This is a genomic window from Xanthobacter flavus (assembly GCF_017875275.1).
GTDB classification, from domain to species: domain Bacteria; phylum Pseudomonadota; class Alphaproteobacteria; order Rhizobiales; family Xanthobacteraceae; genus Xanthobacter; species Xanthobacter flavus_A.
The window spans coordinates 2577748-2591074 of the sequence record NZ_JAGGML010000001.1; the positions used below are offsets into that span (position 1 = coordinate 2577748).

The following is a 13327-nucleotide window of genomic DNA, read 5'->3' on the forward strand; positions in this document are numbered from 1 at the left end:
GGTCTTCGCCTGTAAACTGCCTCCGCACGTCCGCGACTTCGTCGGTTACACCTTTGATCCCGAAATCCTCGACCTGTCTCGTCCCGATCCCGACTACGCGCTGTTCGTCAACTCTCCCAAAATTCCTTGAGCGCTGCCGTGAAGTCATCGAAGCTAGCCGTCGACCAGCAGACCGAGGAACCATCCCTTACGAGCCAATGGAGTTGGCTCGCGGTCGTCAACTTCGTCCGATCCGCGTTCACGACCCAATTGAAGCACTCGACGAACATATCCTGATAGCTGCCCACGAATTTGTCGTTCGGCACATTCGAAAGCATCCCCTCGATGAAGTATGAGGGCGCGATCTTGTCGGCGAGCAACCCCTTGCCGATCATCGTGTTGCGCATGTTCTTGAAGATCCGGACCACACGCTTGAAGTTCTGGTTCGTGGCCTGATGCTTTGCGGTGCAGTTGTCCGAGTGTTGCTTCGGAAAATTCTCGATCCGTGATCCGTTCACGTAAAACGCTACCCCGGAATGGTAGCCGTGAACGCCGGATTGATAGGAATAGTAACGCCGGAATTGCTGGCAGATGAGTATGTCCGCGTTGCGGCGACCATTATTTACCGGAACATGCAGCGCCTTTCCGCCCGCAACGACACCGTTGTACAGTTGATTGATGTACCTCTCGGCATCGCCTTTGAACTCGTTATAACCGTATGCGGCATTTGCTGAAAAGACGCCCTTGAAGGCATCCTGTTCGGCTTGGCTCATCGCGGAAATATCGTAGTAGAACGCGCCATTGTGGCAGAGGACGACGTCCACGTCGCTGTCCGCCCACACGTTCGTATCGTTGCCGTAAGAGCCCTGCAGGTGAACTTCTATGTCCTTCACCGGATAGAAGGCCGACCCGTCGAGAAGATTCCCCCTAATTGAATTATAGGTGTCCGTGAACTGGCCCGTCTTGCCTTGCTGAGACCACGTCTCGAGTTGCGCTTCCGCGATCGCCATAATTCCCCCCGTTTAAGCCAAATACGACTTCAGTTCCTCCTCCGCCTCGCGCGCGCAATCGCGCCCGCGCTGCCACAGCAAGCCAAGCTTTTCCAAATCGACTTCCAACATGTCCGTCGCCATCTCTGGCTGGGTATATCGGGCGTGAACCCGAACCGTCGCAACATCTCGAAACATCACGCGCCGCAACTGATCCATCGACTGGGCGCTGATCTCCATCGTCTTTTGAAGGAAGACCATCGTCGGCAGCTTGCTTGCCCATTTTCGAACGCTCCAGGTCGGAAGCTTCGGTGACGGATATTCGCCAACGCCGATGCTCACCACGCGAACATCGCTCCTCGCGATCCCCAACGATTCAATCGCGTCAACGATTGCGTAGAGCGTAGGATTGTTCGCGACAAAACCGCCGTCCCGGACCTCGATCCTCTCACCTGCGGAGGTAGTTACAAATTTCTTCTCGAAGAATGGATACGCCGAGCACGACCCGATCACCGCGTCGGCGATCGTACAACCAAAGCCGGGCTCAAACGTCGCCTTGCCACGAAAAGCCTGACGCCGGTTCGTCTTGAAGATGATGGGACGCTCCTCCTTCCATCTCGTGCCAACAATGCCGATGTCCGTCTTGAAGGCGTCGAAACGCAGCTCCCGGAAAACATCTGCTGCGAGCGCATCGAGTGCCGCGGTCTTTTGGCTCGGGCGCCAAGCCGACATGACGGTCACCACATGCTTGCGGTAGAGCGCCTCAATTTCGTCCACCGATTTCCCAAGGCCTAGTAGCGCGGCGATGATGGAGCCAGTCGAAGTCCCGTAGATCAGGTCGAATTTCTCGCACAATCTACAACCCGCGAGCGCTTCAATCTCCTTCAGCGCGCCCAGTGTGTAGAAGCCCTTTGCGCCTCCGCCATCTAAGCTGAGCACCCGGAAAGTTTCTTTCTCGGTTGAAACGTCGCCCACCTGTTTTCCTTTGCGATCGCACTAACTCTTCCAATACACGATTCTTCACTATCCGACTTGCTCGACATGAAACGTGCCCAGAGTAGGCATCTCTACTCCGGACTAGACCTTGAGGGGAAAGCCTTCCCCTGCGCCCGAGCCCGCTGGTCTCGACCGACCCCTTCTGCGGGGCGGCTGCCCCGCAACGCCCTGCTGAGAGTGAGAGAGTGGACTGATTTCCGTGACGGGTTGAGGACTGGAGAAGAGGTCTCCGGCGCCCGTCATGGAGATTGTTCCCATGTCCCAAGATTCAGTCCTCGACGCCCGCCGCGACACAAACGGCGGTTACAAGGTCGATGTCAGCCGGGGGGAGTGGATCGGCCGCGTCTCGTCGGAATGGTTCTCGCGTCCGGCCGACGAGCGCTATCTCTCCCTGTCGGAACTGGCCCACACGGTTCGCGACCGCACCGAACGAAGCCGGACGCGGGTGGTGGAAAGCGCGCTCATCCACGTCGAGGCGAACCGCAACGATTCGGAGCGGCTGGCGCTGATCCTGCCAGGCACCGATGCGTCAATCGCGCCGACGCACTGGTCCTTCGGCCAGCTCGCCAGCCTGGTCGGCGCACCAGCCGCCTATTTGCGACAGCTCCCGGCCGCGCTCGCCGCCATCAACCTGCAATACGGCCTGACCTCCAGTCGGGCCGAGCAGATCAAGACGCTGGAAACCGATACTGGCCGCGTCGAACTGCGCGCCGTCACCGGCCCGGATTACGGCCGGATCTTCGACCACGAACTGGTCGAGGCGGTGCAGCGTATCGCGGGCAATGGCACGGGCGACACCCGCTGGAAGGTGCCGGGCGTGCTCGATTGGTCGACCGGCATCTACAATCCGCGGGTCGACATCACCAAGGATACGACCACGCTCTATGCCTCCGACCGCGACGTCTTCCTGTTCCTGGTCGACGACCTGAATCCGATCGAAGCTGGCCGCCTGCCTGACGGCTCGCCGGATCTCTATTTCCGCGGATTCTATTGTTGGAATTCCGAGGTTGGCGCCAAGACGCTCGGCATGGCGAGCTTCTATCTCCGGGCGGTCTGCCAGAATCGCAATTTGTGGGGCGTGGAGGATTTCGAGGAAATCACCATCCGCCACTCCAAATATGCCGCCAACCGCTTCGCGCACGAGGCGGCCCCGGCGCTGCTGAACTTCGCGAATTCCTCACCCCTGCCGTTCGTCAACGGCATCAGGGCCGCCCGCGAGCGGATCGTCGCCAGGACCGACGAAGACCGCACCGACTTCCTGCGTCGGCGCGGCTTCTCCAAGGCCGAGACTGGCAAGATCATCGACAGAGTGCTGGCCGAGGAAGGCCGCCCTCCGGAGTCCATCTTCGATTTCGTGCAGGGCATCACCGCCGTCGCGCGCGACAAGCCCCATCAGGACGCCCGCCTCGACATGGAGGGCAAGGCGAAGAAGCTGCTCGATCGAGCCGCCTGATTTCCGCGAAGCCGGGGATGCGGTTTTCCGTATCTCCGGCTTTGCGCTTCCGTGCCTTTCTGGTTCGCCGGTCCGTTGCGCTGCCCCCTTTAGAGGAAGAGGGCGGCGCTTCGCTTCGTGACGGGTTGGAGGTTGAGAGAGAGTCTCTCGGCCGCCCGTCGCGGAGTAAATCCCGATGGCTACTGCCGTTCAGAAGATCATCCTGTCGTCCTCGCGCGACATCCCCTTCAACAAGCTGGTGCTCAGCCAGTCCAACGTCCGGCGCGTGAAGGCCGGCGTCTCGATCGAGGACCTTGCGGCCTCGATCGCTCGTCGCGGCCTGATCCAGAGTCTCAGCGTCTTTCCCGTCGTTGACGCCGAGGGCGTGGAGACCGGCATGTTCGAGGTGCCCGCCGGCGGTCGCCGCTTCCGGGCGCTCGAACTGCTGGTGAAGCAGAAGCGTCTCGCCAAGATCGCTCCAGTGCCCTGCGTGGTCCGTGATCGCGATGGCGCCATCCTCCCCGAAGAGGTGTCGCTGGCCGAGAATATCGAGCGCGCGCCGCTCCATCCGCTCGATCAGTTCCGCGCCTTCCACGACATGCTGACCAAAGGCATGACCGAGGAGGAGATCGCTGCGGCTTTCTTCGTCCCCGTCAACGTGGTCAAGCAGCGGCTGCGCCTCGCAGCCGTCTCGCCCGTCCTCCACGAGGTCTATGCCGACGACGGCATGACGCTGGAGCAGCTCATGGCCTTCACCGTCTCCGAAGACCACGAGCGTCAGACCCAGGTCTGGGACGCGATCAAGGACGCCTGGTCGAAGGAGCCCTATCAGATCCGGCGCATGCTGACCGAGACCACGGTGCGCGCCTCCGACAAGCGTGCCGTCTTCCTCGGCCTCGAAGCCTATGAGGCGGCTGGCGGCATCGTCATGCGCGACCTGTTCCAGGCCGACGATGGCGGCTGGCTGCAGGACGTCGGGCTTCTCGATCGCCTCGTCGCCGAGAAGCTGAAGGCCGAGGCTGAGGTGATCGCCGCCGAGGGTTGGAAGTGGATCGAGGTCGCGGTCAGTTTCCCCTACGACGCCGTGCGCGGTCTGCAGGAAATCTCCGGCACGCCGATCGATCTATCGGCGGAGGAACAGGCGACCATCGAGGCGCTCACCGCCGAGCAGGCCAGGCTCGAAGCGGAATATCAGGACGCCGACGAACTGCCCGATGAGGTCGACGAGCGCATGGGCGAGATCGAGACGGCTCTGGCCGCGTTCGACGATCGCCCCGAGCACTTCGATCCGGCCGACATCGCCATCGCCGGCGTCTTTGTCAGCATCGACGCCGACGGATCGCTTTCGGTCGATCGCGGCTTCGTCCGGCCCGAGGATGTGCCTCAGGTCCGGACCGATGGTGAGGAAGGATCGGAGACCGATACCGAATCCGCCGGCACCGCGAGCCCCTCGGTGCAACGCGCTGTCATCACTATCGGCGGCCGGCCTGTCGAACCGGAGGAGGACGATGATGACGACAGCATCAAACCGTTGCCCGAACGCCTCGTCGTCGAGCTGACCGCCTACCGCACCCTCGCGCTGCGCAACGCGGTGGCTGAAAACCCGCACATCGCCATGACGGCGCTTCTCCACAAACTCGTCTCGGACAACTTCATGACCCGCATGTACACGGGCGCTATGGAGGCCGGGGTGAAGCACATCTTCTTCCCCGTTCAGGACGAGGCGCTGAAGGACAGCCCCTCCGCGCGGGCCGTGCAGGAGCGTCACGACGCCTGGGCCACTGACATCCCGAAGGACGACGACGCCCTGTGGGATTGGCTCGCCGGTCTCGACGATGCCAGCCGTATGGCGCTGCTGGCACATTGCGTCAGCTATGGGGTCAACGCGCTCTATGAGCGGCCGAACCCGCACAGCGCTGGCGGCGTGTCGCAGCACACGCTCGACATGAGGCTCGCGCAGGCCGACCGGCTGACGCGGACGACCGGGCTCGACATAGTGGAGGCTGGTTGGCGCCCGACCTTCGGCAACTACCTCAACCGTGTCACCAAGCCGCGCATCCTCCAAGCCGTCCGCGAAGGCGCCGGCGAGCGAGCGGCCGAGCTTATCGGTCATCTGAAAAAGGGCGACATGGCCAAGGAGGCCGAGCGTCTCCTGGCCGATAGCGGTTGGCTGCCTGAGCCGCTTCGGCTTGCTGGCGTTGACGGCGATTCTGCAGCGGGCGCGGACGGCGGCAGCGAAGCCGAGGGGGCCGAGCTGCCCGACTTCCTCAGCGCCGACGACGACTCGGAATCGCCGGCCGATGGCGAGGATGACGACCGTCACCTCGTAGCCGCCGAATGAGTGGCTCGCGGGGCGGCTTCGGCCGCTCCGCACCTCTCCCCCAATCGAAGGAGCGTTCACATGGTGCAATTCAGCCCCGCGCCGATCCGGCGTGTCGTCTTCCAGTATTTCGTGCCGGTCCACGTCGAGGTCGAGGATGGCCTCGTTTCCCGCGTGACCGTCATCGACGAGACGCCTGTCCGCAACCCCACCGTGGCCGACCGCGATCCCGAATACCTCACCCAGGCCGCGGCGGCTGCCGACGACGGCCAATCGTGGCCGTCATGGCAATTCGGCTACTAGCCCCTCTCAACCACGATCCCGATCCACCCGAGCCCGGCCCAGCGTCGGGCTCTTTTCGTTTCAGGAGCCCGACATGCCCGATTTTCTCACCCGCTTCTCCTGCCTGCTCGACGTCGGCTCAGTCGCCAATGTCGCGCGGGCCTTCGACATCTACACCGCGCTGATGGCCGAGAACGGTCGCGAGGATCCGCCCGCCGAGCCGTTCCTGCTCTCGCTGACGCCCGAGCATGGCGCCACGCGACTTTGGCTTCGCGACCCCGGGACCGCCGATCCGCAGTTGCTGATCACCTTCGTCACCCGCTGCGCGGAGACGTTCGGGCTCACCGGCACCTGGGGCTTTCAGTGGGCCGGCGTCGCCTCGGAACCTGTCGTCGACGGTTTCTCCGGCGGCGCCCATCTGCTCGATCTCTCCACAGGCCACACGATCGAATGGATGAGCACGGGCCGCTGGCTCGCCGAAAGAGGTGCGCGATGATCCCCGACCATGCGCGAGCCAATTTCCAAACCCTGCTGCGCGCCGCGGAAAGCGGCGATCTGGCGCTGATGGAATGCACGGACGCCGCGACCGGCGAGCCGCGCTATGTCATCTGTGCGGTCGGCCGTGACGGTGGCGACTATATGTTCACGCCGTTCGGCCATCTGGCAGATGGCAATCCTTACGACGCCTACCTTCCGCCCAATACGGGTGGCGAAATAGCTGCCTGAATTCTACCAGACGGCCACTTCCCATTGACCGTTGACGCGCGCGAAGCCGACCGGTCGGTTCTGGGGCGTGGCGTTCGCCCGGGTCACATCCATCGTGAGCTGCGTCATGCACGTCACGCCGGGTCCAACACCGCCCGGCGAGCAATCACCGAGCTTGAGTGTCGCATTTGCGAGCGACGTCCCCGTGAAGGGGCGATGGCGGCGGACGGCTGCGATGGCCTCTTCTTCCGTCGGCTGAGCCACGCCCGCGACCGCAGCGGCCGATGCGTCGCCCGGTGCGATCACCGGGCGGAGCGCAAAGCCCGCCCCGAAGCCCACAACGAGGCAGCCCGCGGCACGATGCCGATCACACTTCCCTTCATCACCGTCTCCTTCCGGAACCTCACTTGGTCGGGCGGACATGCGTCCCCGATCGCCAGGGTCGCCGTCCGCCATGTGTTAGATGAAGGAGTGTAGTGGCGCGCGGCCCGCTTCGGAAGGCCGCGCGATCAGGCGTTCATGCGGCGCGTCAGAGCGAGAGGTTTGCCGGGACGGGTTCGAGCCGGCCCGGTCGAGAGAGAGCGCCGCCGGTTCGTCCCGATCCGCTCTCCGGAGAACCCCCATGCCCGACACCAACCCCAGCACTGACGATTCCGCGGCGCGCGCCGTGGCAATCGTACCGGAGGGTCGCCGGATGGGCTTCCTGCCGCTGCTCTTCGGCCGTGAGCACGTCCTGGTGGCGGAGATGACCGTCTATCACCTGATGGGACGCCTGAGCCCGCTCGATTATCGTGGCGGTCTCTGGGACTTCTATGAGCGCGGCGGGAGGCCGCTCTACCTCGCGCCGACCTCTAAGCCCCGCTTTCAGATCGTCTGCGACACTAACGGCTATGAGGGCGAGGTATCGGCCGACGCCGCGGGCATCATCGCGACGCTGTTCGCCTTCTCCCATCTCTCCTTCAAATATCCGATCGACGCGATGTCGGAAGGATATGGCCGCCTCTACGACTACGCCGCGGACCATCTGGAAGCCGCCGAGATCTTCCAGGCGATCGACTGAAATTTGCCCTCTCCCTCAGCGCCCGGCCTCACGGTCGGGCGTTTTTTTATGTCGGCTGATCAGAGGAAGAGGACGGCCGGGACGGGTCGAGTCCGGGCGGTTGAGAGAGAGCGCCGTCCGGGTTTGTCCCTTCCGCTCTCCCGAGGTTCCTCCATGAACATTCTGTCTCCCGTGGCCCTTCCGGCCGCGCCCGTCACCCCCGCGTCCTCGATCCTCAACGTAGCGCTACAGCTTCTCGATCATCTAGAGCGCGGCCAGCGTATCGACGCCGCGATCCTCCGTGCAGCGATGGAAGAAGCCTTCGGCGCATCCGACACCAGCGGCGCCTGGAACTGGAAGGCCGCCTATGAGGCGTGCGAGGTCGCGACAGTCCTCTTCCTGCGCAAATACGGAAAGGCGCTTTTCCGTAAGGCCGCGTCTCCGGCTTCACGGCTTTCCGCTCTCGCGAAGATCGCCGAACTCCTGCCGACGCATACGCGGCGCTCGGAAGAATCGCAGGCGCTCCAGCAGTTCTCGACGCCGGCGCCGCTCGGTCTCGCCGCCGTGGCGGCCGCCTCCATTGCTGCTGGCGACATCGTGCTGGAGCCGTCTGCTGGCACGGGTCTTCTCGCCATCCTGGCCGAGATATCAGGCGGAACGCTCCTCCTCAACGAGCTGGCCGAGACCCGAGCTGATCTGCTCGCTGCGCTGTTTCCGGCTGTCGCCGTCATGCGCTTCGACGCTGCCCAGATCAATGATCATCTCGCGACTGGATCCGTCCCCTCCGTCGTGCTGATGAATCCGCCATTCTCTGCCATGGCAAACGTCACCGGCCGCGTGGCCGATACAGTCTATCGCCATGTCGCTTCCGCGCTGGCCCGGCTCTCCGATGGCGGGCGGCTGGTGGCGATCACTGGTGCCAACTTCAGCCCCGACCATCCGGCTTGGGCTGCGGCCTTCATCCGGCTTCAGGAGCGTGGCCGCGTCGTCTTCACAGCGGCTGTGGACGGCTCGGTCTATGCCAAGCACGGCACGACCATCGACACCCGGCTGACAGTCATCGACAAGCTGCCGGCCGACGATCAGGCTACGTTTCCCCCTTCGCCAGGCACCGCGCCCGACGTCGCCACGCTGCTCGGCTGGATCGAGGCGCAAGTTCCACCGCGCCAGACTGCGGCCCTCCCGCCAGCGGCGGCCCTGGCACCCGCCGCGACGCCCCGGACCGTTCGCGGATATCTCGCGCGCACCACTGCTGCACGTCCCGCCACGCCCGCGTCCATCGAGCCCGAAGGCGTCGAACTCGCCTATGAAACCGTGGACTGGACGCCCGCCGAAGACGGCCGGATCACCGATGCAATTTATGAAGAATACCGATTGCAGGCGATCCTTATTCCCGGGGCGCAGGCCCATCCGACCAAGCTGGTGCAATCCGTGGCGATGGCCTCGGTCGCGCCGCCGAAGCCCAGCTATCGGCCCCGGCTGCCCGCCAACATCGTCCCAGATGGTCTTCTTTCCGATGCTCAGCTCGAAACCGTCATCTACGCCGGCGAGGCGCATTCCGACTTCCTCGCGGGATCATGGACGCTCGATGAGGCCTTCGACGTCGTCTCGGCCGCGCCCGACGATGCGCCGAACGCCGTGCGCTTCCGCCGGGGCTTCATGCTTGGCGACGGCACCGGCGCTGGCAAGGGTCGCCAGTCGGCTGGCATCATCCTCGACAACTGGATGCAGGGCCGCCACAAGGCGGTGTGGATCTCCAAATCCGACAAGCTGCTGGAGGATGCCCAGCGCGACTGGTCCGCCCTCGGCATGGAGCGGCTGCTGGTCACGCCGCTGTCGCGCTTCCCGCAGGGCAAGGACATCACGCTCTCGGAAGCCGTCCTATTTACCACCTATGCCACGCTACGGTCCGACGATCGCGGCGAGAAGCTTTCCCGCGTCAAGCAGATCGTCGAATGGTTGGGCTCCGACTTCGATGGAGTGATCATTTTCGACGAGAGCCACGCCATGCAGAACGCCGCTGGTGGAAAGGGCGAACGCGGCGACGTCGCCGCCTCGCAGCAGGGCCGTGCGGGCCTCCGGCTCCAGCACGCCCTGCCGAACGCGCGTGTCGTCTATGTCTCAGCGACCGGCGCGACCACCGTCCACAATCTCGCCTACGCCCAGCGCCTCGGTCTCTGGGGCGGCGAGGACTTCCCGTTTTCGACCCGCGCCGAATTCGTCGAGGCGATCGAGGACGGCGGCGTGGCGGCGATGGAGGTGCTGGCCCGCGACCTGCGCTCGCTCGGGCTCTACACGGCCCGGTCGCTCTCCTACGACGGCGTCGAATACGAACTGGTCGAGCACCAGCTCACCCCCGAGCAGACCGGCATCTACGACGCCTATGCCGGCGCCTTCGCTGTCATCCATAACAATCTCGACGCGGCGATGCAGGCCGCCAACATCACCGGCGACGGCGGCACGCTGAACCGCCAGGCCAAGTCCGCGGCGCGCTCAGCCTTCGAATCCGCCAAGCAGCGGTTCTTCGGCCATCTGCTGACCTCGATGAAGACGCCAACCCTGATCCGCTCGATCGAGCAGGACCTGATCGACGGCCATGCCGCCGTGATCCAGATCGTGTCGACCGGCGAAGCCCTGATGGAGCGCCGCCTGGCGGAAATCCCCACCGAGGAATGGAACGACGTCCGGGTGGACATCACTCCGCGCGAATACGTTCTGGATTACCTCGCCCATTCCTTTCCGGTGCAGCTCTACGAGCCGTTCACCGACAGCGAGGGCAATCTGTCGTCGCGACCGGTGTTTCGCGACGGCCAGCCGGTCGAGAGCCGTGACGCTGTTGCCCGTCGAGACCGTTTGATCGAGAGGCTCGCTTCGCTGCCACCGGTCCCCGGCGCGCTCGACCAGATTGTCCAGCGCTTCGGAACCGATGTCGTAGCGGAGGTGACGGGACGTTCGCGGCGCATTGTTCGCAAGACCAGTCCCGGCGGCATTGACCGCCTCGCCGTGGAGAACCGTGCCGTCTCGGCCAATCTGGCCGAGACCCAAGCGTTCATGGACGATCAAAAACGCATCCTGATCTTCTCCGACGCCGGCGGCACCGGGCGCAGCTACCATGCTGACCTGTCGGCGCGGAACCAGCGACTGCGCGTCCACTACCTGCTGGAGCCGGGGTGGAAGGCCGACGCCGCCATTCAGGGCCTGGGCCGCACCAACCGGACTAACCAGGCGCAGCCGCCGCTGTTCCGGCCAATCTCGACCGACGTGAAGGCGGAAAAGCGCTTCCTCTCGACCATCGCCCGCCGCCTCGACACCCTGGGCGCGATCACGCGCGGCCAGCGCCAGACCGGCGGCCAGGGCTTGTTCCGGCCCGAAGACAATCTGGAAAGCCACTACGCCCGCGACGCCCTGCGGCAACTCTACCTGCTGCTGGTGCGCGGCAAGGTCGACGGCTGCTCGCTCCAGATGTTCGAGGATGCCACCGGCCTCTCGCTGATGGATTCCACCGGCATCAAGGACGAACTGCCGCCGATCACCACCTTTCTCAACCGGCTGCTTGCGCTGACCATCGAACTTCAGGGCGTCCTGTTCACGGCGTTCGAGCGGCTGCTGAACGCCAAGATCGAAGGCGCTATCGCTTCCGGCAGCTACGACGTCGGGCTGGAGACGCTGCAGGCCGAGAGCTTCATCGTCACCGACCGCCGAACGATCCACGTTCATCCTGGCACCGGGGCCGAGGCCCGGCTGCTGACCATCAACCAGCGCCAGCGCAACCGTCCCGTGACGCTGGCCGAGGCGCTCGACCATCTCGATGACGCAGGCGCGAAGCTGCTGGTCAACGAGCGTTCGGGCCGCGCCGCCGTGCAGATACCAACCACCAGCATCATGCTGGACGATGGCGAGATCGAACGGCGCGTGCGGCTGATCCGGCCCATGGAGGCGCACAACATCCCCATCAAGATGATGGACGAGACCCATTGGGTCGACGCGGATCGGGCTGGCTTCACAGCGGCCTGGAATGCCGAGGCCGCCGAGGTGCCGGAATATGCCGATAGCACCATCCATGTCGTCAGCGGGCTCTTGCTGCCGATCTGGAAGCGGCTGCCGAACGAGTCGACGCGGGTCTATCGACTCCAGACAGATGACGGCGAGCGCATCGTTGGCCGCCGCGTCTCCCCGGCATGGGTGGCCGGCGCGCTCGCGGCTGGCACGTCAACCCTGACGCCCGACTACGCGTTCATGGCGCTGATGGACGGCAAGACCATCCTCGATCTGACCGAGGGTCTCCAGCTTCGCCGCGTCCGGGTCATGGGCGCCAACCGCATCGAACTGTCGGGCTTCACCGACGCCATGCGCGATCGCCTGCGGGCATATGGCCTATTCCACGAAATCATCTCGTGGAAGCTGCGAATGTTTGTGCCGACCGATACGACCGGGGCGACCATCCTCGCCAAGGTGCTGGAGCGCTATCCCGTCGAGCGTATCGGCGAGCGGGAGGCGGCGTGATGGCACGGCAGGACGCCTCCGAACTGGCAATCCGTCTCGGCCGGCAGGCCGAGGCGGTGTGCCGCCACTACCTCTCTGCCGGTCATCGGGAGGGCCGCTATTGGCTGGTCGGCGATGTGCGCAACACGCCCGGCCGCTCGATGTTCGTGCGGCTAAAGGGCGGCGAAACCGGCAAGGGCACCGCCGGCAAATGGACCGACGCCGCCACCGGCGAGCATGGCGATCTCCTCGACGTCATCCGCGAGAGCTGCGGCCTGGTCGACTTCAAGGACGTCGCCGATGAGGCGCGCGCCTTCCTGTCGATGCCGCATCCCGAGCCGGACCGCCGGCATGATGGCGAACGCAAAGCACCAGCGCCGATCGGATCGCCGGAAGCAGCGCGGCGGCTCGTCGGGATGTCGCAGCCGATTTTGGGCACTGTCGTGGAAACGTATCTACGGAACCGTGCGATTACGGCTTTGCACGGAACCGGAAGCCTGCGTTTTCATCCCAGGTGCTATTATCGGCCCGACGAGTATTCCCCGACGGAGACCTGGCCGGCGATGATCGCATCGGTCACCGATCTCGCCGAGCATCAGACCGGCGCGCATCGCACCTGGCTCGCCCCTGACGGCTCGGACAAGGCCCCGATCGACACACCGAGACGGGCGATGGGCGACCTCCTGGGACACGCCGTTCGCTTCGGTGTGGCGGGCGAAGTGATGGCGGCGGGCGAAGGCATAGAGACGATGCTGTCGCTCAGAATGGCGCTGCCCACTATGCCGATGGCGGCGGCGCTCTCGGCGGCGCATCTCTCGGCCATCCTGTTCCCCGACACGCTGCGCCGGCTCTACATCGCCCGCGACAATGATCCGGCCGGCGACGGTGCGATGACGACCTTGATCGAACGGGCGAACGCCGCCGGGATCGAGGCGGTCGTGGTGTCTCCGCGCCTGGGCGACTTCAACGAGGATCTCCGCCTGGCTGGTCTGGACAGCCTCCGGGCAGCGGCCCGGGTGCAGATCGCGCCCCAGGACGTCGCACGCTTCATGGCGCTGGCGGCATAGGCCGACAGGAGAATGCAGACGGCGGGAGCGCCGTCG

General features: G+C 64.7%; 10 protein-coding genes. 8 read left to right on the top strand and 2 right to left on the bottom strand.

The features are described 5' to 3' along the window. Positions 1–107 precede the first annotated feature (107 nt). Entirely contained in the window at positions 108–989 is an 882-nt protein-coding gene (locus J2126_RS12370) for a nucleotidyltransferase domain-containing protein (protein WP_209487307.1), read from the bottom strand. Between the two features lie 12 nt (positions 990–1001). Beyond that, the gene (locus tag J2126_RS12375; protein WP_052819633.1) at positions 1002–1943 is read right to left on the bottom strand and encodes a patatin-like phospholipase family protein; all 942 of its coding nucleotides are present in this window, start codon (positions 1941–1943) and stop codon (positions 1002–1004) included. 277 nt (positions 1944–2220) lie between these two features. Between J2126_RS12375 and J2126_RS12380 the strand changes: the two genes are divergently transcribed. The 8 genes from J2126_RS12380 to J2126_RS12415 all read left to right on the top strand — a co-directional run bounded on the left by J2126_RS12380 (position 2221) and on the right by J2126_RS12415 (position 13291). Continuing rightward, positions 2221–3417 carry a hypothetical protein gene (locus J2126_RS12380; RefSeq protein ID WP_052819698.1) on the top strand — a complete coding sequence of 399 codons (1197 nt, stop codon included), beginning with the start codon at positions 2221–2223 and terminating at the stop codon, positions 3415–3417. Positions 3418–3592: 175 nt separating this feature from the next. After that, on the top strand, positions 3593–5737 hold the full coding sequence (locus tag J2126_RS12385; RefSeq protein ID WP_052819634.1) for a ParB/RepB/Spo0J family partition protein: 2145 nt from the start codon (positions 3593–3595) through the stop codon (positions 5735–5737). A gap of 60 nt (positions 5738–5797) precedes the next feature. Then, positions 5798–6019 carry a hypothetical protein gene (locus tag J2126_RS12390; RefSeq protein WP_052819635.1) on the top strand — a complete coding sequence of 74 codons (222 nt, stop codon included), beginning with the start codon at positions 5798–5800 and terminating at the stop codon, positions 6017–6019. 73 nt (positions 6020–6092) lie between these two features. Beyond that, positions 6093–6494, top strand: coding sequence for a hypothetical protein (locus tag J2126_RS12395; protein WP_052819636.1), 402 nt, complete (start codon positions 6093–6095; stop codon positions 6492–6494). After that, on the top strand, positions 6491–6724 hold the full coding sequence (locus J2126_RS12400; protein WP_052819637.1) for a DUF6117 family protein: 234 nt from the start codon (positions 6491–6493) through the stop codon (positions 6722–6724). Before J2126_RS12395 ends, J2126_RS12400 begins: the two co-directional genes overlap by 4 nt. 601 nt (positions 6725–7325) lie before the next feature. Continuing rightward, positions 7326–7763: an antirestriction protein gene (locus J2126_RS12405; protein ID WP_052819638.1), complete on the top strand. Its 438-nt coding sequence runs from the start codon at positions 7326–7328 to the stop codon at positions 7761–7763. Between the two features lie 153 nt (positions 7764–7916). Next, complete coding sequence (locus tag J2126_RS12410; RefSeq protein ID WP_052819639.1) at positions 7917–12245, top strand: strawberry notch family protein; 4329 nt, start codon at positions 7917–7919, stop codon at positions 12243–12245. Next, positions 12245–13291 (top strand): DUF7146 domain-containing protein, encoded by a 1047-nt coding sequence (locus J2126_RS12415; RefSeq protein WP_052819640.1) that lies wholly within the window; start codon positions 12245–12247, stop codon positions 13289–13291. The genes J2126_RS12410 and J2126_RS12415 overlap by 1 nt, the downstream gene beginning before the upstream one ends. Positions 13292–13327: the final 36 nt, after the last annotated feature.

What these genes read in the sequence shown, in the direction of transcription:
- J2126_RS12370 (WP_209487307.1), bottom strand. Translation starts at nt 989, where the DNA reads ATGGCGATCGCGGAAGCGCAACTCGAGACGTGGTCTCAGCAAGGCAAG.
- J2126_RS12380 (WP_052819698.1), top strand. Translation starts at nt 2,221, where the DNA reads ATGTCCCAAGATTCAGTCCTCGACGCCCGCCGCGACACAAACGGCGGT.
- J2126_RS12385 (WP_052819634.1), top strand. Translation starts at nt 3,593, where the DNA reads ATGGCTACTGCCGTTCAGAAGATCATCCTGTCGTCCTCGCGCGACATC.
- J2126_RS12390 (WP_052819635.1), top strand. Translation starts at nt 5,798, where the DNA reads ATGGTGCAATTCAGCCCCGCGCCGATCCGGCGTGTCGTCTTCCAGTAT.
- J2126_RS12395 (WP_052819636.1), top strand. Translation starts at nt 6,093, where the DNA reads ATGCCCGATTTTCTCACCCGCTTCTCCTGCCTGCTCGACGTCGGCTCA.
- J2126_RS12400 (WP_052819637.1), top strand. Translation starts at nt 6,491, where the DNA reads ATGATCCCCGACCATGCGCGAGCCAATTTCCAAACCCTGCTGCGCGCC.
- J2126_RS12405 (WP_052819638.1), top strand. Translation starts at nt 7,326, where the DNA reads ATGCCCGACACCAACCCCAGCACTGACGATTCCGCGGCGCGCGCCGTG.
- J2126_RS12410 (WP_052819639.1), top strand. Translation starts at nt 7,917, where the DNA reads ATGAACATTCTGTCTCCCGTGGCCCTTCCGGCCGCGCCCGTCACCCCC.
- J2126_RS12415 (WP_052819640.1), top strand. Translation starts at nt 12,245, where the DNA reads ATGGCACGGCAGGACGCCTCCGAACTGGCAATCCGTCTCGGCCGGCAG.